Here is a 21,949-nt window from a genome sequence, read left to right as displayed (position 1 = left end):
AAAGAAGCAACTCCCTCACTAGCACCCTTTGTATCTAAGCAAGATTCTTCCCCTAGAACATTGAAGTGAACGGCTATCTGCGCTATGATAACTAGTAGAAAAGAAATGCTCAAATCTGCTGGTTTATTTGCTGCGTATTAAGGACCAAAGCGATTCCTTTGTTCCTTGTAGACCATGGAAAAAGGTCTTAGGTTATCCGCTTTTTTGATTAAAATTATAGCATTTTTGGGTTGCGAACTGTATACTACCTAAGTATACACTTTACTAGTGAAAAGGAGGACTTGCGTCCATGGCTGAAAAAGAAACATTCTATATTACGACGCCAATTTATTATCCAAGCGGCAAGCTGCATATCGGGAATTCTTACACGACGATCGCTTGTGATGCGGTAGCACGATACAAACGATTGATGGGCTTTGATGTCTTTTATTTGACGGGTGTCGATGAGCACGGTCAAAAAATCGAGAAAAAAGCAGAAGAACTTGGCGTAGATCCGCAAGAATACGTCGACAAAATGGCAGCTGACGTCAAGAAACTATGGAACACACTAGACATCAGTTACGATAAATTTATCCGCACAACGGATGATTACCATAAAAAAGCCGTTCAAAAAATCTTCCAGCAATTGCTTGATCAAGGAGATATCTATCTTGGTGAATATGAAGGGTGGTATTCCGTTTCTGATGAAGAATACTTTACTGAAACGCAATTAGCAGAAGTTTACCGAGATGAAGAGGGCAAAGTCATCGGCGGTAAAGCGCCAAGCGGTCATGAGGTAGAATTGGTGAAGGAATCTTCTTATTTCTTCCGCATGAGCAAATATGCCGATCGTTTGGTTGAATACTATGATGAGCACCCAGAGTTCATTCAACCAGAATCACGTAAAAATGAAATGCTGAATAATTTCATCAAACCAGGGTTAGAAGACCTGGCTGTTTCCAGAACGACCTTTAAATGGGGCATCCCAGTCACTGCTAGCCCTGAACACGTGGTGTATGTGTGGATCGATGCGTTATCCAACTATATTACGGCATTGGGCTATGGCTCAGACGACGATTCCTTGTTCCAAAAATACTGGCCAGCTGATGTGCATATGGTTGGGAAAGAAATCGTGCGTTTCCATACAATCTATTGGCCAATCATGCTGATGGCATTAGACTTGCCATTACCGAAAAAAATCTTTGGCCATGGCTGGTTGATGATGAAAGACGGCAAGATGTCGAAATCTAAAGGCAATGTCGTTTATCCAGAAATGTTAGTGGAGCGCTACAGCTTAGATGCGTTGCGTTATTACCTCTTACGGGCGGTTCCTTTTGGTAGCGATGGTGTATTTACACCAGAAGATTTCGTTTCTCGTTTGAACTACGATCTAGCCAATGACTTAGGCAACCTGTTGAATCGGACGATCGCTATGATCAATAAATATTGTGATGGCTTAGTCCCAGATTATGCCTCAAAAGTGACGCCTTTTGATAGCGAGCTGTCAACGACTGCGGCCAATGTGGTTGGTCGTTACCATGAAGCCATGGATAAAATGGAATTCAGTACGGCATTGTCAGAAGTTTGGACATTGATCTCCCGTGCCAACAAATACATTGACGAAACTCAACCATGGGTATTAGCCAAAGAAGAAGAAAAGCGTGCTGAATTAAACAGTGTAATGGTTCATTTAGCGGAAAGCTTACGCATCGTTGCGATCTTATTGCAACCGGTGATGACAGAAACACCAGCCAATATTTTCCAACAATTAGGATTGGCTTCTGTTGCCATGGATCTGAAAGATTTACGCTTTGGTGAATTTCCAAGCGGTACGAAAGTCGTTGCCAAAGGCACACCGATTTTCCCTCGTTTGGAACTTGAAACAGAAGTAGCCTACATCCAAAAGAAAATGGCTGAAGGGACGCAAAGTCCAGAAGAAACAGTCAAATGGAATCCAGAAGAAACCACATTGCAATCCGAAAAAGCCGAGATCAAATACGAAGACTTCGACAAGATCGAATTAAAAGTGGCAGAAGTCGTTGACTGTCAAAAAGTCAAAGGCGCCGACAAGTTGCTGCAATTCCGCTTAGCTGCGGGAGATGATCAAGATCGTCAAATTTTATCGGGGATCGCTGAATTTTATCCAGAACCGCAAGATTTGATCGGTAAAAAAGTCGTGATCGTTGCTAACTTGAAACCGCGGAAAATGCGGGGACAAGTCAGCCAAGGAATGATCCTTTCAGCAGAAGACAATGACGGTCGTCTGCAAATCGTGGAAGCACCAAAAGGCATGCCAAACGGTTCGATCATCGCCTGATTCTTAGGAGAAATCCTTCTGCTAGTTTCAGCAAAATTAAAATTGCCAGACCTGAAAAGTTTTTGTATAATGTAGGTTATTGACATGAACATGAGGGAGTAATTGGCGGATTTTATCTGCGGCAGTATCACCATCCTGAAAGAAATTTCTGGTGCTGTCTTAAACAGTGAGACTTATGTATGCTTAGACAGTGCATACATAAGTCTATTTTTTTTCATATCATGTACAATAAAGGAAGAGTAAATATAAAAGGAGGAGAAACATGTCAGAAGAAAACAAAAAGGAACAGCTATCGCAGGCGTTTTATGCGCAAGAAGCGCAGCATGTTCTGGAAGAAATGCAAACAGATGCCAATGGATTAACGAACGATGAAGCACAAAAACGCTTATCTGAGTACGGTCCCAACGAATTAGAAGAAGGCAAAAAGAAATCGATGGTACAAAAATTCTTTGAACAATTCAAAGATTTAATGATCATTGTTTTGCTAGCGGCGGCGATTATCTCAGCAGTCGTTTCCCATGAAGTCGTGGACTCAATTATTATTTTAGCAGTTGTCATTATCAACGCGATCATGGGTGTCGTTCAAGAGGCGAAGGCGGAGCAGGCGATCGAAGCACTAAGAGAAATGTCTACACCAAATGCCAATGTGTTGCGTAATGGTCATACCGTCACCATCAAGAGCGATGAATTGGTGCCGGGGGATATTGTCCTATTAGAAGCTGGCGATGTCGTACCGGCAGATTTACGCCTTTTAGAAGCAAGTTCTTTAAAAATTGAAGAAGCTGCTTTGACCGGTGAGTCCGTACCAGTCGAAAAAGAATTGACCGTCATCGAAGGGACGGATGTCGGTATCGGCGATCGCGTCAATATGGCATATTCAAACAGTAATGTGACCTATGGCCGCGGCAAAGGGGTCGTGGTCAATACAGGGATGGGAACTGAAGTTGGGAAAATCGCTGGCATGCTGGCTAGCGCCCAAGAAACCGAAACACCATTGAAGCGTAACTTAAATGAACTAGGAAAATTCCTGACGATCGCCATCATTATCATTGCAGTGATCATGTTCTTTGTTGGAACGATCTTTAACAATACGTCATGGGTCGACATGCTATTGACTTCGATCTCATTAGCAGTAGCGGCGATCCCAGAAGGGCTGCCAGCGATCGTAACGATCATCTTAGCCTTAGGTACGCAAGTAATGGCGAAACGAAATGCAGTGATCCGTAAATTGCCAGCGGTTGAAACCCTTGGGGCAACCGATATTATCGCTTCTGATAAAACTGGTACGTTGACGTTGAATCAAATGACCGTGGAAAAATTGTATGTCAATGACAAGCAACATGCTGCTTCAGAAGATATTCCGTTAGACAACATGGCATTAAAAGTCATGAACTTTGCCAATGATACAAAATTTGGTGAAGAAGGCAACTTGATCGGTGATCCGACTGAGACCGCATTGGTGCAATTCGGGATGGATCAAGGATTCCATGTGCGAGATCTTGTCAATCAAGAACCACGGGTAGCAGATCTGCCATTTGATTCTGACCGAAAACTTATGAGTACGATCCACCAACAAGAAGACGGCCGCTATTTAGTTGCTGTCAAAGGCGCACCAGATGTCTTGCTAGGCAGAACCTCAAAAGTACTATTGGACGGCCAAGAGCTGCCGATGACCAATGAAGAAAAAGAAAAAATCTTATTCAACAATACCGATATGGCAAAACAAGCACTGCGGGTATTGGGGATGGCCTACAAATATGTAGACCAAGTACCAGAAAACTTAGAATCAGAAATCGTCGAAAATGATTTGGTCTTTGCTGGCTTAGTCGGAATGATCGACCCAGAACGGGCAGAAGCAGCCGATGCGGTACGTTTAGCCAAAGAAGCTGGGATTCGTCCAATCATGATCACCGGAGACCACCGCGATACAGCTGAAGCCATTGCGGGACGTTTAGGGATCATCAAACCGGGCGATGATGATGCCGTCTTGACTGGCGCTGAACTCAATAAAATGAGCGAAGAAGAGTTTGCCCAAAAGGTAGCGAACTACTCAGTCTATGCACGGGTATCACCTGAACATAAAGTTCGCATCGTCAAAGCTTGGCAACAAGAAGGCAAAGTCGTTGCCATGACTGGTGACGGGGTCAACGATGCACCATCACTGAAGCAAGCCGATATTGGTGTCGGCATGGGGATCACAGGTACCGAAGTTTCTAAAGGTGCTTCCGATATGGTCCTAGCAGATGACAACTTTGCTACGATCGTCGTAGCAGTGGAAGAAGGACGAAAAGTCTTCTCCAATATTCAAAAAGCGATTCAATACTTGCTAGCCGCTAACCTAGGGGAAGTTTTGACCTTGTTCTTAGCAACCTTGTGGGGTTGGGACTCGCTATTGCCGATCCACTTGCTTTGGATCAACCTAGTAACGGATACATTCCCAGCAATTGCTTTAGGAATGGAGCCTGCTGAAAAAGATCTAATGAAACATGCACCGCGGGGACGCAGTTCCAACTTCTTCTCTGGTGGTGTGATGAGCAGTATCATCTACCAAGGGATCTTAGAAGCGGCAACCGTGCTGTTCGTTTATTGGTCAGCGATCCAATGGCCCGTTCACAATACGTACGATGCGATCCATGCCGATGCCTTAACGATGGCCTTTGCCACGTTAGGATTGATGCAGTTGTTCCATGCCTTCAACGTCAAATCGATCCATCAGTCGCTCTTTAAAGTAGGGGCATTTAGAAACAAAGCCTTCAACTGGGCGATCCTATTGTCCTTTGCGTTGATGCTGGTGATCTTCATCGTGCCAGGATTAAATGATATCTTCCGTGTTGCACACCTTGACTTGTATCAATGGGGCATCGTTTTAGGCGCCTCCTTTGCGATCATTCCAGTCGTTGAGATCGTCAAAGCGATCCAACGAGCAATGGGACGCAAATAAGCCAAAAATAAACGGAAAAACAATCAATGGTCTGCTGTCCTTCTCCCTGGGCAGCAGGCCATTTTTTGCTGGCTTATTTTCGATAAACCCTGCGGCTGTTACTTGACCTTTTCATTTGCAGTAAGAAACGGTAAAATAGGAGATAATAACAAAGAAAGTAGGGGACCCACTGTGCGACCAAACTTAGGTTTTTATGTACAAACAATCAACGATCTTGTCAAAGAAACAGAAGCGATCGGGGAGAAAATGAATCCCAATTATGAAGAGATCCGCAAAGCGATCGACGAGAAGAAAGAAGCCGAGGTAACACCTGAGCGGCTAGCTGAGATTACCAGAATTTTTAAAGAAGGCACGGACAAATACCGCTTGATGCTGGAAAAAATCAGCAAATTGCGTCCCCCAGCGAATGTGATGGGGATCCATAAAAAATTCGAACGGGCGTATATGAAATATGTTGCTGGCTGTGATGAGATGATTTTGAGTCTCGATAACAAAATCGACCAAGAAGCCTTTGATGCGGCAGAAGCCAAGCAAGATGAAGCAACCGACGAAATTTCTTTTGCCATTCAACGGATGACGGCTTTATTGTTAAAAAAATGATAAACATTCAAGTTAAACAAGAGTTATTTAATTTAACTGTTATGTTTTTCACATGTAAAGTTTTTTTATCGGAGGTATAATGAATTCACAACCAACAACCTTTTTATTTTTCATTTTACTCCTTTTGCCATCAGGACTAACCAACCTGATGGTTTTTTTGTGTTTCAAGTGTTTTTTAATGAAACGTTTCCAGCGATAACGGGTTTAGTTTGTGAAGAAAATATAAAGGAAAAGCAGCAGGGGGTACTGAACTTGCGCTTTTTTGCCGATCAATGCTATACTTAGGGCACTATTAAACGAAATGAGGGATCCTCCATTGAAAAATTAACCAATTTGTTGAAAGCTGCATGAAACTGTTCCTCCAAGGGGATAGTCTGCAGATTTTCAGGATTGGTTGACTTTTTCGATGGGGGATCTTTTTGTGTACCTCTAAAAACTGATTCTGAAAATAGCTTTAGGTCTACTCTATTCCGTGAATAGAGACGAGGTATATTTATGTCGAATATCAGTATTAATCATTTAACTTTTGGCTTTGACAGCCAAGAACGGTTGCTTTTTGAGGATGCCAACTTGAACCTTGATACACAATGGAAATTAGGGTTGATTGGCAGAAATGGTCGCGGCAAAACGACCTTGCTGCGTCTGCTGCTCAATGAATTGCCTTATAGCGGCTCGATCACCCATGAGCAGCAATTCGTTTATTTTCCCTTACCTGTCGCTGACGATAAGCAACTGACGCTTTTTGTTTTACAGGAATCTGGCGAATTTGAGCAGTGGCGTTTGGAACGGGAATTGAACCTGCTGCAGCTTGATCCAGAAGTTCTTTGGCGGCCCTTTGCCACTTTATCTGGCGGAGAGCAAACGAAAGTCCTGTTGGCGCGGTTGTTCGTTGATGAAGAGAATTTTCCTTTGATCGATGAACCAACCAACCATTTGGATGTGACTGCTCGCGAACATGTTGCCCGCTATTTGCAGCAAAAAAACGGGTTTATTGTTGTGAGCCATGATCGACAGTTTGTCGATGAAGTCGTCGATCATGTATTGGCGATCGAAAAAAGCCGCTTGGTGTTGTACAAAGGGAATTATTCAGTCTATGAGCTGCAAAAGCAGCAAAAAGATGCGTATGAGCAAGAACAAAACAGCAAGTTGAAAAAAGAAATCGGTCGTTTGAAGCAGACGGCAGCCGAGAAAGCGGAGTGGTCCCGAGGACGCGAACGGGACAAATTAGGGTCGCCGACCAAAAAAGGCAGCGGGGCAATCTATGATACGGGGGCGATCGGTGCCCGAGCGGCACGGACCATGAAGCGCTCGAAAGCGATCGTTAAACGGATGGAAGATCAAATTCAAGACAAGTCTGCGTTGTTAAAAGACATTGAGTGGATTGATCCTCTGAAAATGACTCCGCTTGTTAGCCATCATGATGTGTTGCTGGAAGCAGAGCATTTTCAGCTCGGCTATGAGAAGCCTTTGTTTAAACCGCTGACGTTTGCGATCCGTCAAAAAGAGCGCTTGGGGATTCAAGGGGCCAACGGATCTGGCAAGTCCAGTTTGATTGCGAGTATTTTAGGTACTTTCGATGGACAGCAGACAGGGACGATCAAAACAGCCCATGGAATCACCATCAGTTATGTCCGACAAAACTACGAGGACAACTGTGGGATGCTGACAGAATTTGCCCAAGAGCATGGCTTGAATTATCAAGATCTGCTAAATAACTTAAAAAAGCTTGGCTTGGAAAGAGCTGTCTTTCAAACGCCGATCCAGCAAATGAGCATGGGGCAGCGTAAACGCGTGGAACTAGCCAAATCATTAGCGACACCAGCAGAATTGTTTATCTGGGATGAACCGCTAAATTATTTGGACGTCTTCAATCAGAAGCAATTAGAGGAAGTGATCCATTTGGTGGAGCCTTCTATGCTAATCATTGAACACGACCGTTATTTTCTTGAGCAAGTTTCAACGAAATTGCTGACGCTGACGGGTGACTGAGGCGAAGGATAGAATGAAAAAGGATGATTGTTTTTTAAATAATCATCCTTTTTTGTTATTTTAAAAGAAGAAATACTGATGGTCTTAGTAAACAATTACTAAAGGTGCTTTTGGACAAAAAGTCGCGTAAAAATAGTGTTAACATCAATGGATACTAAAGGATTGATAATTTTTACCCGTTTTTCTTGAAAATTTTCTAAAAACGTTAAAATGTTCGTGTTTACTGGCTAGAAACTGCGTTGTTTGGCTCATTGTTTTCTCATTAAAAGGTAAATTAATTAAAAATTCTTTCATAATTCCCAATGATTTTTACAAAACATTTACAATAATGGTATCGAATAAAAACATTCGTTTGTTATGATTAAAATCGAATTTCTTTGAGCGTTTGACCGAAACATCAAGAGTTCGTTTTTTTTGTGACTTGAAATGCCAGTCAACTATTCGGAGGAAAAAGAGAAAATGGAGGGGCAGTTTTGATAGAAGTAGTCGGGTTGAAGAAGGTTTTCGATAATAAGTTTGAAGCCTTGAAAGCAGTAGATTTTACAATAGAAAAAGGCGATTTGGTTTGTTTGTTGGGACCAAGTGGTTGTGGGAAATCGACGATATTGAATTTGATCGCGGGGTTGTTGAGTCCCACCGATGGTGATATCCGCTTTAATGGTTCTTCCGTTGTTAAGACCGAGCCAAAAGACCGCAATATCGGGTTTGTTTTTCAGAATTATGCCCTTTATCCCCATATGACTGTTTTAGAAAATGTCATGTTTCCACTGACAGTCGGAGAGAAAAAGATCAAGAAAAACGAAGCACAGAAAATTGCTGAAAAGTTCATGAAACTGACCAATATTGAAGAGTTAAGTCAGAAAAAACCAGGAACCCTTTCTGGCGGACAGCAGCAACGGGTAGCGATCACGCGTGCCTTGGTGCAAAGTCCAGAAGTCTTACTACTGGATGAACCATTAAGTAACTTAGATGCCCGTTTGCGCTTGAAGATCCGTGAAGAGATCCGTCGGTTAGTCAAAGAAGTGGGCATCACCACGATCTTCGTGACCCATGACCAAGAAGAAGCTCTTTCTATCAGTGATAAGATCATCTTGATGAACGAGGGGATCATTCAACAAAATGATGATCCGCAAAACCTTTACTTAGAACCAAACAATCTTTTTGTAGCGAAATTCATCGGTAATCCAATCATCAACATCTTGCCAGTAGAAGTCAAAGATGGCCAAATGATCCATCCTGCCTTCACTGTACCAGTTGACCGATTTACCGACCTTCGCTTCAAGAAACCATTAACAGACGGCCAATACACGTTAGGCATTCGTCCAGAAGATGTGCTGACCACCTTGCAAGCAAGTTTGTTCCAAACGGAAGTCAAGAGTGTGGAGCTGATCGGACGAGAACGAATCTTGAACTTTGATCTGGCTGACAAACATATGAAATCGATCGTTAGTATTGAAGAAATCATTGAAGAAGGCGCGCAAGTGTCATTTGATTTTCATTACAAAAAAGCCTTTATCTTTGATGAAAAAGGAGAGCGGGTCTACTAATGTTCAAAAAAAATTATAACCCTGAGAACCAACCGAAAGCATGGCTGTTTTTACTGCCTTCATTGGTCATTATTTTCTTATTCAGTGTATATCCGCTGTTTCGTTCCTTCATCATGAGTTTCCAAAAAGGAACCTTGATTAACCAACAGTATGCTGGGCTTGAGAACTATCAAAGGGTTTTAACGGACCCAGTCTTCTTTCGAGCACTGCAAAATACGGCGCTCTTTGCTTTTGCGGTCGTACCGATCGCGTTGATCCTTTCTTTAGCGATTGCGTGGATCATTTTTGAAAAAGTCAAATACAAAAGTTTTTTTGAAACGATCTTTTTTATGCCTTATGTCACGAGTACGATTGCCATCGGGATCGTGTTTCGCTACTTTTTCAATGGCTCTTACGGGATCATCAACTATTTGTTGAGTCTTGTCGGCATTCCACCAGTCAACTGGCTGGATAATGTCAATATGAGTATGACGACCTTGATCATCTTTGGCGTTTGGACGAGCCTCGCCTTCAACATTATTATCTTGTTGGCAGGAATGCGCAACATCGACAAAGAACACTACAAAATCGCAAAAATGTTTGGCGCCACCGATGGCGAGATTTTTCGGAAAATCACCTTTCCGCAGTTGATCCCGACTTTTGCCTTCTTGTTAACGGTCAATCTGATCAGTGCCTTTAAAGTCTATACTCAAGTATATGCCTTGTTTGGCGGACAGCCAGGGATCGCCCGCAGTGCAACCACGGCAGTCTTTTATATTTATGACAAATTCCATATCGCCGGACGTCCGGGGATTGCAATGGCGGCAACCGTGATCTTGTTCATCATTATTTTGCTCGTCACCTTTATCCAAAATAAACTTTTGAAGAAAGTGGGCGAATAAACGAATGAAAAAAATTGTCACGATTGTTTCGATGCTGTTTTTAGCAATTTTAGCAGTGATCACGCTGTTTCCCTTTGTCTATATGATTTTAGCTGGTCTAATGACCTACAGTGAAGCAACCAGTATTCCACCGACGATCATGCCAGAGTCTTTCCAGTGGAGCAACTACGGGGAAGTTTTTACCCGAGCACCGTTTTTACGCTACTTCTTTAATACGGTCTTCGTTTCCGCGGTGACGACTATCGCGACGCTGATCACTGCGATTCTAGCTGCCTTTGCATTGACTAGTCTTGAATTCAAATACAAACGGTTAGTTATCGGATTGATGATCTCGTTATTGATGGTTCCTTATGAATCGATCATTTTCACCAATTACAATACGATTGCGCGAATGGGCTTATTGAATACGTATAGTGCGTTGATCATTCCCTTTCTGACCAGTATTTTTTACATCTATTATTTAAACGGTTATTTGCAAAGTATTTCCAATACCTTTTACAAAGCGGCCAAAATCGACGGTGCTAGCGATTTGGCTTACATTCGGCGGATTTTGATCCCCATGTCAAAACCAGCCTTGGTGACAGTCGGGATCTTGACTTTCATCTCTAGCTGGAATTCCTTCTTATGGCCGTTGCTAGTAACCAATGAGAAAAAATACCGCCTCTTAAATAATGGGTTGGCTGCCTTTACCACAGAAAGCGGCAGCGATGTTCATTTACAAATGGCGGCAGCGACCTTGACCGTCATTCCAATTCTGATCATTTACTTGATCTTTAGAAAAGAAATTATCAAAGGAGTGGCTAAAGATGGCATCAAAGGATAAAACGACGATTACCTTTCATAGCGGGATCTTAACGATTGGAGGGACCGTCATCGAAGTTGCGTACAAAGATGCCCATATCTTTTTTGACTTCGGTTCGGAGTATCATCCAGAAACACCCTTACCAGATGAAGAATTACAAACGTTAGTTGCGCATCGCTGGATACCAGAACTGAAAAATGTCTACGATCCACGCTTAGACTACACGTACCAAGGAAGCGAAACGAAAGAATACCAAGAAACAGCAGTTTTTCTTTCCCACGCCCATCTGGATCATTCCAAGATGATCAACTTTTTAGACCCAAATATTCCTATGTACACCTTGAAGGAAACCAAAGCGATCCTCGAAGTGTTGAATCAAAAAGGGGACTTCTTGCTGCCCGTTCCTCATGAAGAAAAAAGCTTTGTCCGTGAATTGATCGGCTTAGAACCCCATGATGTGATTCGGGTCGGGGAAATCGAAGTCGAGATCATTCCAGTCGATCATGATGCGTACGGTGCGGCAGCTTTGTTGATTCGCACGCCAGATCATTTTATCGCTTATACCGGTGATTTGCGTTTGCATGGCTATCATCCAGAGCGTACCAAAGAATTCTGTCAGTTAGCCAAACACACGGATCTATTGATGATGGAAGGGGTCAGCATCAGCTTTCCAGAAAGAGAACCGGACCCCAAAGCGATCACAGTGGAAAGTGAAACAGAATTGATCGAGACCTTCGTGCGTTTGGTCAAAGAAAATCCCCAACGACAAATTACTTTCAATGGCTATCCAGCCAATGTCGAGCGCTTTATGGCGCTTGTTGAAGCCGCGCCGCGGACGGTTGTTTTAGAGGCGACGCAAGCTGCTTTGTTGAAAGAAATTTTCAATAAAGATGTACCGTTCTATACGATCGATGATCAAGTACCAGCGACTCTCGATCCAGCCTTCGCCATTTCTTATCAGGCATTATGTGCCGACACGAGCCAGTACCTTTGGCAAGCGGTCGCGCATTTTGAAAACTTGCAGACGGGTGGTTTGTATATTCACAGTGATGCGCAGCCGTTAGGCGATTTTGATCCAGCTTATCAAGTCTTTTTGGATCAATTGGCAGCACTGGAGATCGAATTTGTCCGTTTGCCAAACTCGGGACATGCGAAACCAGCTGATTTAGATCAGATCATTGCATGGATCGAGCCCCAACGATTGGTTCCAATCCATACGCTGAAACCAGAAAATCTGGTGAATCCGTATGGTGAAAGAATATTGCCGCAACGCGGTGAAAAAATTATTTTAGAGTGATAGAGGAGAGGAAAAAATGAAAACAAAGAAACTTGCATTTGCAGCAGCTGCAGCCGCGACATTGGTATTAGGGGCTTGTGGAAACAACAACGATTCATCTGGTTCTACGGAAAGTGATGAAATCGTTACAGAACTAAGCGAAGATACGACTGTCACCTTTTGGCATGCAATGAATGGTGCGCAAGAAGAATCATTGACGAAATTGACCGAGCAATTCATGGACGAAAATCCAAACATCAAGATCGAATTGCAAAATCAATCAAGCTACTCTGATCTGCAAGCAAAGGTAAATTCAACCTTGCCTTCACCAAAAGATCTGCCAACTATCACCCAAGCATATCCTGGTTGGTTATGGAATGCTGCCCAAGATGACATGCTAGTTGACCTTGGCGAATACATCAACGATGATACTATCGGTTGGGGTGACCAAGAAGAGATCCGCAGTGCCCTTTTAGATGGTGCACAAATCGACGGCGTGCAATACGGGATTCCTTTCAACAAATCTACAGAAATGCTGTTTTACAATGCAGACATGTTAGACGAGTATGGTATTGACGTACCAACAAACCTGGAAGAATTAAAAGAAGCTTCTCAAGAAATCTACGAAAAATCAAACGGTGAAGTCGTAGGTGCTGGTTTTGACTCATTAAACAACTACTATGCCATCGCAATGAAAAATCAAGGCGTTGATTTTGACAAAGACTTGCAATTAGACAGCGATGAATCAAAAGAAGTCATCAACTACTACCTAGATGGTGTCAAAGACGGCTACTTCCGAATCGCTGGTTCTGATCAATACTTGTCTGGACCATTTGCCAATGAGCAAGTCGCAATGTATGTCGGCTCAATCGCAGGGGAAGGCTTTGTTAAAAAAGATACCGAAGGCAAATTTGAATATGACGTAGCAGCTCGTCCAGAACCAATCAACTTGCAACAAGGAACTGACTTGTATATGTTCAACAGCGCAACACCAGAGCAACGCACCGCTGCTTTTGAATACATGAAATACTTAACTTCGCCAGAAGCGCAAAAAACATGGGCGATCGATACCGGCTACATGCCAGTTGTTGAATCTGTTTTGGAAAGCGATGAATACAAAAACAATCCTGAAACAAAAGTCGCTGCTAAATTAGAAGATGCAACCAAAGAATTGTTCTCGATCCCAGTGATTGAAAATGCTGATCCTGCTTACAATGAAATGCGTTCAATCATGGAAAACATTTTGTCTAATACAGATCAAGATGTCGATCAATTGATTGAAAACGCAAAACCACAATTAGAAGATGCTTGGAACCAATAATTCTGAATTTCTTCGTCAAAATAGGGTATAATCAGGGAAACACCTGAGAATGAAAGACAAAAGGGTTTGTGCCATAAGGTTTGAAGACACAAGGAAGCAGAAAATGCTGGCTTTCGAGGGTTTTCGACTTATGCGCATGCCCTTTTGGTCTATTGAGGGGAAAAGGAGTCTTTTGAATGAAAATCACGTTTTTAGAAACGAGCGATATGCATGGCTATGTCTATCCAACCAATTTTGCCGATGACACGGAACAAGGATTCGGCGTGGCAAAAGTTGCTACCAAAATGAAAGAGCTACGTCAAGCAGCCACCGGACCGGTCGTAACGATCGAAAATGGCGACTTTATCCAAGGCTCGCCCTTAAGCTATTACATCGCCAAAAGCCAGCACTCCGTTGCCGCATTGACCGCTGTCGTCAACCACCTGGACGTTGATGTCCATGTCTTAGGCAATCATGAGTTCAACTATGGTCTGTCTTATTTGCAAGAAGCGATCGCCAGCTACCAAACACCAGTACTCGCAGCGAATATTTTAAATGAAGCGGGAGAACCATTCTTTGGCCAAGCTTACACCATCATTGAAAAAGAAGGGGTAAAGATCGCGATCTTAGGAATGGTGACGCCATATATTCCTCATTGGGAACAGCCTGCGACGATTCGCGGGATGCAGTTTGTCAGCATCGTTGAGACAGCGAAAAACTATGTGCCTTACTTAAGAGAACAAGCCGATATCGTTGTCGTCAGCTACCATGGCGGCTTCGAGCGTGATTTAGTCACTGGAGAACCGACCGAATTATTGACTGGTGAAAATGAGGGCTATCAATTATTGCAGGAAGTCTCAGGAATCGATGCGTTCTTCACAGGACACCAGCACCGTGAGATCGCCACAAAAATCAATGGTGTCCCCGTTGTACAGCCCGGTTATCGTGGAAGCTTTATCGGCGCCATCGAATTGACGGTTGAAAAAAATCAGACAGGGGTTCATGTCACAAACAGTACGGCTGCGTTGATCCCTGTTGCAGATGCTGTCCCAGATCAAGAGACGTTGGCTTTGTTAGCACCCATCGAAGAAGAATTACAAACCTGGCTAGATCAGCCGTTAGGCAAAGTCAGTGGGGATATGCGAATCACCGATCCGATGGGGGCACGCTTGAAAGAGCATCCTTATATTGAATTCATCAATCATGTTCAGATGGCTGCCAGCGGCGCCAAAATTTCTGGTACTGCTCTTTTCAACAATGAAGGCAAAGGCTTTGGCGCAACCATCACGATGCGAGATGTGATCACTAATTATATTTACCCAAATACGTTAGCTGTAGTCAAAATAACAGGTGCCGAATTAAAAGCCGCTTTAGAACAAACGGCGGATTATTTAGCCGTTGTTGACGGTCAGATCGTCTTCAATCCTGCTTTTATTGAGCCAAAACCGCAATATTATAACTACGATATGTATGAAGGCATCGAGTATACGATCGATCTTAGTCAACCCGTCGGTCAGCGAATCACCCGCTTGGACTTTGAAGAAAAAGCCATTGCGATGGATCAAGAATTAGAGATCGTCATTAACCAATACCGTGCAGTAGGTGGTGGCAACTACGCCATGTTTTCTGCCGAAAAAATCGTTCGTGAGATTCAAGTCGATATGACGGAACTGATTGCTGACTATTTAAAACAGCATCCTCAAATCGAAGCTACGACGAATCAAAACTTTCTAGTGACGTTATAACAGTAAAACAGCCTGCGATGAAGGAATCATCGCAGGCTGTTTCTTAATTTTCTACATTGCGTACATAGTCATCAAAGTATTTTACCAAATCCGCTTTGACTTGTTGATAGTCTTCTTCGGAATACTCTTTGTCTTCTAGTTTTGCTTCGAAAAACGGCATGGCCAATTCTTCTCGTAAACGATCCAACACTTGTTCTTGGTTCATAACGTCACCTTTTTCACATTTGATTTGATTTCATCATAACAAATGAAATGAGGCTGTCAATGCTTCGTAAGTGTCTTTCATTTTTTCTAAACGATTTTTTAAAGAAACAAAATCATCGTCATCATGAAAAAGGACTTGTTTTAATTCAAAATAATAGATCTCAAAAGCATCAAAGAAAGCAATGACTTCCGCTGTTTGCAGCTCTTTGGCAGTATCGCAGCGAATATAGGCTTTTTCAGCGATCGCATACGTTTCTGCAGTCGTTAATAGGACCAATGATTCATTGTATTTGCGGCTCGTCACTAGTTCAAAGGTTGATTGACATTTATTGTAGATATTAGAAAAATCTTTGAGCACAAGTTCCTTTGGTGTTTTATCAAACATGGGGGAATCCTCCAAAACTTTATTTTTTGAATAAGACGCAGACACATTCTGGTGCGTAGATGTCTTTTTCTAAGACAGTCAATTTGCCAGTGGCTTCATCGCGTTTGTATAACGTTAGGTTATCAGAATTTTGGTTGGCACAAACGAGATAATCGTTTGTCGGGTCCAAATCGAAATCGCGAGGGAAGTCGCCTTCAGTCGAGATTGATTGAACAAAAGTCAGGCCAGCGCCTTCATTGGTTACTTCAAAAACAGCGATTGAATTATGGCCGCGATTTGAGCTGTAAACAAAACGGCCATCGTTCGAGATACGTACCGCAGCGCCACTGTTGAAATCCGTAAAGTCCGCAGGGATCGTTGGCACCTTTTGGATTTTCTCAAAACTGCCATCTGCTTCATTGTAGCGTAAAACAGTCAATGAGCTGTCTAATTCGCCCACTAAGTAAGCGTATTGGTTATTTGGATGGAAGACCAAGTGACGTGGACCAGTTCCGTCTTCTGCCACGTAAACGGAAACTTCTGTCAGTTTGCCATCTTCTGAAATATCATAAGTATATACCCGGTCTGTTCCAAGGTCACAAACTGCTAAACGTTGGTCTGGTGTTAAGTCAGTATAGTGGACATGAGGTTTGTCTTGGTTTTCATGAGAGCCGACGGGTTCATCATGGTAGATGCTGTCCGTTGCTTCGATGCTGCCATCCTCTAGAATTTTATAAACATTCACTTCACCTTTATGGTAGTTGGCACCATATAAAAGCTGACGGGTTTCATCAACTGCTACATAGCAAAGTGGTGCGCCTTCTTCTGTTGCGGTATTCAGCAAGGTAAAGTCTGGGGTATAAGCAGCTGCGCCGCCGTTGCCATCTACTTCTGTGACGCTGTAAACTGCTTCTTTTTTACTGCGGGCAAGATAAGTCGGACTTTTTTCTTCCGCGCATAAGGTCAAATCGGTCAGTGTTCCTTTTTCCGTATCTAAAGCGATCGAATAGATCCCTTTACTTTCGCGACGAGTGTACGTACCTAAATAAATCGTTTGCAACATAAAAAAACCTCCTAATAGTTTCATTCCTATTTAATTCTACCATAGAATGCGGTTTTGGGCGGGTAGAAAAACTCTTTATGTTATAATAAACAAGAAGATAGAAAGGGGAGTTTGTCATATGAAAAAAGGGACGATCAAAGAAATCGGTCCACAAGCGATCGATTCGCAAGAAAGAATGATCATCTTTTTTGGGGAAGAAGCGACCGACACACTGCGAGAATATTCAGTCATTCAAACGATTCCTGATTCGCAAGCGTTAGTCGTCACAAAAGGGGACCAGATCACTTTTGGTGATCAGACCTATCAAGTCCAATATGTAGGGACGGTCGTAAACCAAATCCTGCAAACGATCCAGCATGTGACCTTTGTCTTTGACGAAGTGCCGGCTGAAGATCAGCTTTCAAGTGCGATTTATTTAACGCCAACTGTTCTGCCGAAACTAGAAGTCGGCATGCAGGTGACGTACGACTAGGAGGCAAAGAATGTTATGAAAGAAACGCAGAAAAAGCCGCATTCCTGGTTTTGGAAATGGTTTTTAAACAATCAAGCAGTGACCAGCTTGCTGGTCATTTTATTGATTCTCTTGATTTTGCTGCTCTTTACGAAAGTGTCGTATTTGTTTGAACCCGTCTGGCAATTTTTAGCCATCGTCGGATTGCCAATCATTTTGGCGGGGATCTTGTATTACTTGATGAACCCCACCGTCGACTACTTAGAACGCAAGGGAATCAAACGAATCTACAGTATTTTTGGTCTCTTTATTTTAGTGGTTGGTCTGATCGTCTGGGGTGTGGTGGTGATCATCCCTAAGATCCAAGAGCAATCCATGAGCTTTGCGGATAATTTGCCAGGCTACTTGACGATCATCGAGAATAAGGTGAATGAGATTCTCTCTGATCCAATCTTCTCGCAAGTCCAAGAGCAGATCGAAGCCTCCAATGAGAAGCTGATTTCTTCTTTGACGGATATCGTCCAAAACCTTTCCCGCAGCACGATTCAAAATCTAGGCAGTTTCTTCGGCGCCGTTGCAACGATCGTTTTAGCGGTCATTACCATGCCATTTATTTTGTTCTACCTACTGAAAGATGGCCGTAAACTAGCCCCTTATTTTGTTAAATTTCTGCCAACCAAAATGCGCCAGCCATCACTGGTCGTCTTAAAAGAGATGAACGATCAAGTATCCTCCTATATTCGGGGACAACTGACGGTGGCGTTTGCGGTCGCAGTGATGTTTATGATCGGGTTTAGTATCATTGGCTTAGATTATGCCATCACACTGGGGATTGCAGCGGGATTTCTAAATTTAATCCCTTATTTAGGATCTTTTTTGGCCATGATCCCTGCGGTCTTTTTAGGAATCGTCGGTGGACCCGTGTTACTGATCCAAGTGCTGATCGTCTTTGTCATTGAGCAGACCATTGAAGGCCGCTTGATTTCGCCATTAGTTCTAGGAAACGAGTTGTCGATTCATCCTGTCACGATCCTGTTAGTCCTCTTGACTTCAGGAAAACTGTTTGGCCTTGTTGGGGTCATTTTAGGGATTCCTGTGTATGCGGCAGCTAAAGTGGTCATTACCCATGTGTTTGAATGGTATACGCGGGTTTCCTCCTTGTATGAAGAGGAAGAACCGATCCCCGAAGCGCCACCAGAGGACACCCCAGAAGTGTAGCAGCTTCGAGTGTAAAAGAGTCCATACGTATTATCTACGGTACAGCCTTTTTCTGTGGGCTGTACCTTTTTTGTGCGGATAAAAGAGCCAGCAATCATTGGAAAGTAACGGAAGATTTACAACCTATGAACGATGATTTTTGAGAAATAGACAACTCTTTATTCAATAGAAAGAGCGAGGGATAGTGGCCTGGACCCAATTGACTTCGAAGGAACTAAATAATATAATCGATTTATATAAAGAGTTTATATAACGCAACTTGTGCTTAGGGAGGGCAATGAATGCCGAAACAACGAATAACAAAGGAAATGGTGGTTGATGCCGCCTTTGAGATTGCTCGAAAAGGCGGTATGGAGCACGTGATCGTCAAGAACATTGCCGAGAAGTTAGGCTGTTCAGTCCAGCCCATTTATAGTTACTGCACCAATATGGAGGGCCTGCGAACAGAAGTAGAGCAGAAAGCACGGCAATTTTTACAAGCGTATCTAGAAGCCCATAGCGACCCCCAGGATCTGTTTCGCAGTACCGGACACGCGTATTTGCAATTGGCGAAAGAAGAACCCCATATTTTGAGTATTTTTGTCTTACAAAAAAGAGCGAATGTTTCGTCATTAGAAGATCTGTATCAGTTGGAGACGAATCCTCAAGTAGCCCAAAGGATTGCCGTCGATTTGACTATCAGTATAGAAACCGCCAAACAGCTACACATGCATATGCTCATTTACACGATCGGAATCGGTACGATTTTCTCAGTAACGACACCCGGTATTCCACTAGATGAAATCTATGCACAACAGGAAAAAGCGTACGAAACGTTTTTAGAACAAGCAATAGCTGGCACAAAACCATAAGGTGCAGTCCTAACTGCAGAGAGGAGTTCCCCCATGAAAAACGGCATGATTGTTTATCAATCGAAATACGGCGCTGTCAAAAAGTATGTCCACTGGCTTCAAGATGCAACAGGTTTTTCCAGCCTAGAAACCCCAAAAGCGAAAATAGCTGAAGTAATGGATTATGACACAATTATCTTCTGTGGGGGAATCTATGCTTCGGGTATTGCTGGACTGTCCTTTTTAAAAAAGAATACCAACCAGCTAAAAGACAAAGAGATACTTATCTTTTGTGCGGGAGCCTCTGCTCCTGAAGAAGATGTTGTGAAAAAACTCAGAGAACAGAATCTCACGGGTCCGCTAAAAGACATCCCCCTTTTTTACGGCAGAGGACAATGGCAGGAAAGCAAAATGAATTTCTTTGAACGAAACTTAGTGAAAATGTTAAGAAAAGCTGCGGCTAAGAAAGCGCCGCACACCTATGACCCACAGACGAAGGCACTCATGGAAGCCAACGGACAAGATTGTGATTGGACAGATAAAAAGTACTTGGGTCCGTTGGTGGATTATTTGGAGCAGGGACTGTTTCAATAGTAAAGGCCAATTGCAGCTCAGCTGATTTTTCTTTTGTAGTAGTGTAGGGGAGCGAAATATCATTGGGAAGCTGGCTCTTTTTCCCATTCACATCCTTCCAGAAAAGTTATAACGAATCGATCGACAACTACATGAGAATTGTTGGCTTTACTGGGATGATCGTTTGAATAGGCAATTAACCAACATACACAGGACAGGCTTTTCTGACTAGTACTTATTAAGAAATCTCTCAAAATGAAAACGTTCTTATAATCAGGTGTTATGATAGAAAGGAACCTTCATAAAAGGGAACAAATTATTAATTGTACTGGGAGAAACGAAGATGAATGAAGCACACAATGAATTCGTAGATTATAAAAAAGCAACCGCTCTTTTTGCAACAATGGGCTGGCAAATGCCAGACCACCAACCCCAAATCGTTCTCAGGCCATCACTTGATGCGGATTTTCGTTTTGAGAAGCAACAGATCATTGTCTCAACTCCTGAGAAGGTCTATCCTGCTACAACGAAATATTGGCGAGATTTCTTTACTGATCAATTGCGGGAAGGTTCTTATACGGCGGCTATCCCCGAACGTTGCTTAATGATCGATATTGGTCGCAAATTTTACTCCTTGATGGATTTAAAAGCTGTCGTTCGTAGTATGGCTTGTTTCCAGTTTACCCATCTACAGCTACACTTTTCCGAGAATGAAGGATTTCGCATTGAATCAGAGCAATTTCCAGAAATCGTTTCGGAGGAGTATTTGACCAAACAAGAGATCCGTGAATTGATCGCATATGCCCACGAACATCGCATTGCCATCATTCCGGACTTTGATTCTCCTGGTCATTTGCGGCAAGTGTTGGCTCAAAAGCCCGAGTGGCAATTACCGACAGCCGATGGCACGCGTGATGATCGAGCACTGAACATTTTGGATTCAGAAGCGGTAGCTTTTATTCAGGAAGTTTATCGGGAATATGCGCAACTGTTTGAAGACAGCACCTATTTTCATATTGGTGCCGATGAGTTTATTGATTTTGATCATTTAGAAAACTTTCCGCAAATGGTCGAAGCAGCCCGCGAGCGCTATGGGGAAAAAGCTAGCGGAATCGAAGTCTTTATTGATTACGTCAATGAGCTGGCGGCCTTTGTTGAAAGTCTCGGCTTTGTTGTGCGGGTCTGGAATGATGGGTTTTACCGCTTGAATCGCCAAGAGCAGACAACGTTGACAGAGAATTGCCAAATCTCCTATTGGACCCGTTGGAACCAGAATATGGCGCCGGCAGATGTCTTTTTTGAAAAAGGCTATACCATGATCAATCATAATGATAATTTTTTCTATTATGTCTTAGGAGAAGCGGCAGGCTATACTTATCCAACCTACGAAAAAATCAGCAATGAATTCCAGTTGACGACGTTTGCCAATGGACAACAAGTTGCACAGGAACAGCTTGCACAAACACAGGCGATCGCTTTATCCGTCTGGGCGGATGTACCTGAGGCTCAGACTAGTCGTGAAGTGATCCAAGCGATTTTTTGGCTCCAAGCGGCCATCGCACAAAAGGTGTATCAAGAAAAAGACCGCCCAAAAGCTGCGTATCAAAAACTATTTGATTCGTGGGTAGTCTCGTATTTGGAGGAGGGGCAATGAGGAAAGTAGTCGCGAGCAAGGAGAAAACAGGAGCGGATTTTATATAGCGAGACGGAGTAAGAATGAATGCAACGTCCAGTTCATTCTACAACGGGGATCATTGCTTAGCATAAAAAATAGAGGCTGATGACATTCAGCCTCTTGTCTTTGATTGGTAAAAAACGTTTCATCAATGGGTAGAGTCATCGCTTTAATAAAGAGTAGGAGGCTATAGC

18 protein-coding genes are annotated in these 21,949 nt (G+C 43.0%); 15 read left to right on the top strand and 3 right to left on the bottom strand.

Annotation, left to right across the window (positions count from 1 at the left end):
* The first annotated feature begins 289 nt into the window (after positions 1-289).
* From metG to ACTW1R_RS14250, 10 genes are all read left to right on the top strand, one after another.
* Positions 290-2,296 carry a methionine--tRNA ligase gene (gene metG / locus ACTW1R_RS14295; protein WP_005228005.1) on the top strand — a complete coding sequence of 669 codons (2,007 nt, stop codon included), beginning with the start codon at positions 290-292 and terminating at the stop codon, positions 2,294-2,296.
* A 262-nt stretch (positions 2,297-2,558) separates the two neighbouring features.
* Positions 2,559-5,237 carry a cation-translocating P-type ATPase gene (locus tag ACTW1R_RS14290; protein ID WP_005228006.1) on the top strand — a complete coding sequence of 893 codons (2,679 nt, stop codon included), beginning with the start codon at positions 2,559-2,561 and terminating at the stop codon, positions 5,235-5,237.
* Between the two features lie 171 nt (positions 5,238-5,408).
* Positions 5,409-5,837, top strand: coding sequence for a hypothetical protein (locus tag ACTW1R_RS14285; protein WP_005228008.1), 429 nt, complete (start codon positions 5,409-5,411; stop codon positions 5,835-5,837).
* A 495-nt stretch (positions 5,838-6,332) separates the two neighbouring features.
* The gene (gene abc-f, locus ACTW1R_RS14280; protein WP_167821422.1) at positions 6,333-7,826 is read left to right on the top strand and encodes a ribosomal protection-like ABC-F family protein; all 1,494 of its coding nucleotides are present in this window, start codon (positions 6,333-6,335) and stop codon (positions 7,824-7,826) included.
* A gap of 473 nt (positions 7,827-8,299) precedes the next feature.
* A complete protein-coding gene (locus ACTW1R_RS14275; protein WP_271813124.1) occupies positions 8,300-9,373 on the top strand; it encodes an ABC transporter ATP-binding protein in 1,074 nt (357 codons plus the stop codon).
* Positions 9,373-10,254 carry a carbohydrate ABC transporter permease gene (locus tag ACTW1R_RS14270; RefSeq protein WP_005228014.1) on the top strand — a complete coding sequence of 294 codons (882 nt, stop codon included), beginning with the start codon at positions 9,373-9,375 and terminating at the stop codon, positions 10,252-10,254. Before ACTW1R_RS14275 ends, ACTW1R_RS14270 begins: the two co-directional genes overlap by 1 nt.
* 4 nt (positions 10,255-10,258) lie before the next feature.
* Positions 10,259-11,077: a carbohydrate ABC transporter permease gene (locus ACTW1R_RS14265; RefSeq protein WP_005228015.1), complete on the top strand. Its 819-nt coding sequence runs from the start codon at positions 10,259-10,261 to the stop codon at positions 11,075-11,077.
* Positions 11,061-12,353 carry an MBL fold metallo-hydrolase gene (locus ACTW1R_RS14260; RefSeq protein WP_005228016.1) on the top strand — a complete coding sequence of 431 codons (1,293 nt, stop codon included), beginning with the start codon at positions 11,061-11,063 and terminating at the stop codon, positions 12,351-12,353. Before ACTW1R_RS14265 ends, ACTW1R_RS14260 begins: the two co-directional genes overlap by 17 nt.
* 16 nt (positions 12,354-12,369) lie before the next feature.
* Entirely contained in the window at positions 12,370-13,653 is a 1,284-nt protein-coding gene (locus ACTW1R_RS14255) for an ABC transporter substrate-binding protein (protein WP_015510416.1), read from the top strand.
* A 176-nt stretch (positions 13,654-13,829) separates the two neighbouring features.
* Positions 13,830-15,377 carry a bifunctional metallophosphatase/5'-nucleotidase gene (locus ACTW1R_RS14250; protein WP_489927306.1) on the top strand — a complete coding sequence of 516 codons (1,548 nt, stop codon included), beginning with the start codon at positions 13,830-13,832 and terminating at the stop codon, positions 15,375-15,377.
* Positions 15,378-15,420: 43 nt separating this feature from the next.
* Here ACTW1R_RS14250 and ACTW1R_RS14245 read toward each other — a convergent pair whose 3' ends face one another.
* From ACTW1R_RS14245 to ACTW1R_RS14235, 3 genes are read right to left on the bottom strand one after another with little or no spacing between them, the layout of a single operon-like run.
* Entirely contained in the window at positions 15,421-15,582 is a 162-nt protein-coding gene (locus tag ACTW1R_RS14245) for a hypothetical protein (protein ID WP_005228019.1), read from the bottom strand.
* Positions 15,583-15,615: 33 nt separating this feature from the next.
* Positions 15,616-15,966 (bottom strand): hypothetical protein, encoded by a 351-nt coding sequence (locus ACTW1R_RS14240; RefSeq protein ID WP_005233740.1) that lies wholly within the window; start codon positions 15,964-15,966, stop codon positions 15,616-15,618.
* Between the two features lie 19 nt (positions 15,967-15,985).
* A complete protein-coding gene (locus ACTW1R_RS14235; RefSeq protein WP_271813119.1) occupies positions 15,986-17,008 on the bottom strand; it encodes a lactonase family protein in 1,023 nt (340 codons plus the stop codon).
* A gap of 118 nt (positions 17,009-17,126) precedes the next feature.
* Between ACTW1R_RS14235 and ACTW1R_RS14230 the strand changes: the two genes are divergently transcribed.
* The 5 genes from ACTW1R_RS14230 to ACTW1R_RS14210 all read left to right on the top strand — a co-directional run bounded on the left by ACTW1R_RS14230 (position 17,127) and on the right by ACTW1R_RS14210 (position 21,734).
* The gene (locus tag ACTW1R_RS14230) at positions 17,127-17,480 is read left to right on the top strand and encodes a PTS glucitol/sorbitol transporter subunit IIA (protein WP_005228025.1); all 354 of its coding nucleotides are present in this window, start codon (positions 17,127-17,129) and stop codon (positions 17,478-17,480) included.
* Positions 17,481-17,495: 15 nt separating this feature from the next.
* A complete protein-coding gene (locus ACTW1R_RS14225; protein ID WP_005228027.1) occupies positions 17,496-18,677 on the top strand; it encodes an AI-2E family transporter in 1,182 nt (393 codons plus the stop codon).
* Between the two features lie 281 nt (positions 18,678-18,958).
* A complete protein-coding gene (locus tag ACTW1R_RS14220) occupies positions 18,959-19,528 on the top strand; it encodes a TetR/AcrR family transcriptional regulator (RefSeq protein WP_271813116.1) in 570 nt (189 codons plus the stop codon).
* Between the two features lie 33 nt (positions 19,529-19,561).
* A complete protein-coding gene (locus ACTW1R_RS14215) occupies positions 19,562-20,101 on the top strand; it encodes a flavodoxin domain-containing protein (RefSeq protein ID WP_167821425.1) in 540 nt (179 codons plus the stop codon).
* A gap of 322 nt (positions 20,102-20,423) precedes the next feature.
* The gene (locus tag ACTW1R_RS14210; protein WP_167821426.1) at positions 20,424-21,734 is read left to right on the top strand and encodes a family 20 glycosylhydrolase; all 1,311 of its coding nucleotides are present in this window, start codon (positions 20,424-20,426) and stop codon (positions 21,732-21,734) included.
* The last annotated feature ends 215 nt before the right edge of the window (positions 21,735-21,949 follow it).

This window comes from Enterococcus sp. R12 (genome assembly GCF_058135755.1).
The sequence above is the reverse complement of the archived record's forward strand: the minus strand, read 5'-3'. Positions and strand labels throughout refer to the sequence as shown.

What these genes read in the sequence shown, in the direction of transcription:
- ACTW1R_RS14290 (WP_005228006.1), top strand. Translation starts at nt 2,559, where the DNA reads ATGTCAGAAGAAAACAAAAAGGAACAGCTATCGCAGGCGTTTTATGCG.
- abc-f (WP_167821422.1), top strand. Translation starts at nt 6,333, where the DNA reads ATGTCGAATATCAGTATTAATCATTTAACTTTTGGCTTTGACAGCCAA.
- ACTW1R_RS14270 (WP_005228014.1), top strand. Translation starts at nt 9,373, where the DNA reads ATGTTCAAAAAAAATTATAACCCTGAGAACCAACCGAAAGCATGGCTG.
- metG (WP_005228005.1), top strand. Translation starts at nt 290, where the DNA reads ATGGCTGAAAAAGAAACATTCTATATTACGACGCCAATTTATTATCCA.
- ACTW1R_RS14220 (WP_271813116.1), top strand. Translation starts at nt 18,959, where the DNA reads ATGCCGAAACAACGAATAACAAAGGAAATGGTGGTTGATGCCGCCTTT.
- ACTW1R_RS14240 (WP_005233740.1), bottom strand. Translation starts at nt 15,966, where the DNA reads ATGTTTGATAAAACACCAAAGGAACTTGTGCTCAAAGATTTTTCTAAT.
- ACTW1R_RS14235 (WP_271813119.1), bottom strand. Translation starts at nt 17,008, where the DNA reads ATGTTGCAAACGATTTATTTAGGTACGTACACTCGTCGCGAAAGTAAA.
- ACTW1R_RS14260 (WP_005228016.1), top strand. Translation starts at nt 11,061, where the DNA reads ATGGCATCAAAGGATAAAACGACGATTACCTTTCATAGCGGGATCTTA.
- ACTW1R_RS14255 (WP_015510416.1), top strand. Translation starts at nt 12,370, where the DNA reads ATGAAAACAAAGAAACTTGCATTTGCAGCAGCTGCAGCCGCGACATTG.
- ACTW1R_RS14225 (WP_005228027.1), top strand. Translation starts at nt 17,496, where the DNA reads ATGAAAGAAACGCAGAAAAAGCCGCATTCCTGGTTTTGGAAATGGTTT.
- ACTW1R_RS14265 (WP_005228015.1), top strand. Translation starts at nt 10,259, where the DNA reads ATGAAAAAAATTGTCACGATTGTTTCGATGCTGTTTTTAGCAATTTTA.
- ACTW1R_RS14245 (WP_005228019.1), bottom strand. Translation starts at nt 15,582, where the DNA reads ATGAACCAAGAACAAGTGTTGGATCGTTTACGAGAAGAATTGGCCATG.
- ACTW1R_RS14230 (WP_005228025.1), top strand. Translation starts at nt 17,127, where the DNA reads ATGAAAAAAGGGACGATCAAAGAAATCGGTCCACAAGCGATCGATTCG.
- ACTW1R_RS14210 (WP_167821426.1), top strand. Translation starts at nt 20,424, where the DNA reads ATGAATGAAGCACACAATGAATTCGTAGATTATAAAAAAGCAACCGCT.
- ACTW1R_RS14215 (WP_167821425.1), top strand. Translation starts at nt 19,562, where the DNA reads ATGAAAAACGGCATGATTGTTTATCAATCGAAATACGGCGCTGTCAAA.
- ACTW1R_RS14250 (WP_489927306.1), top strand. Translation starts at nt 13,830, where the DNA reads ATGAAAATCACGTTTTTAGAAACGAGCGATATGCATGGCTATGTCTAT.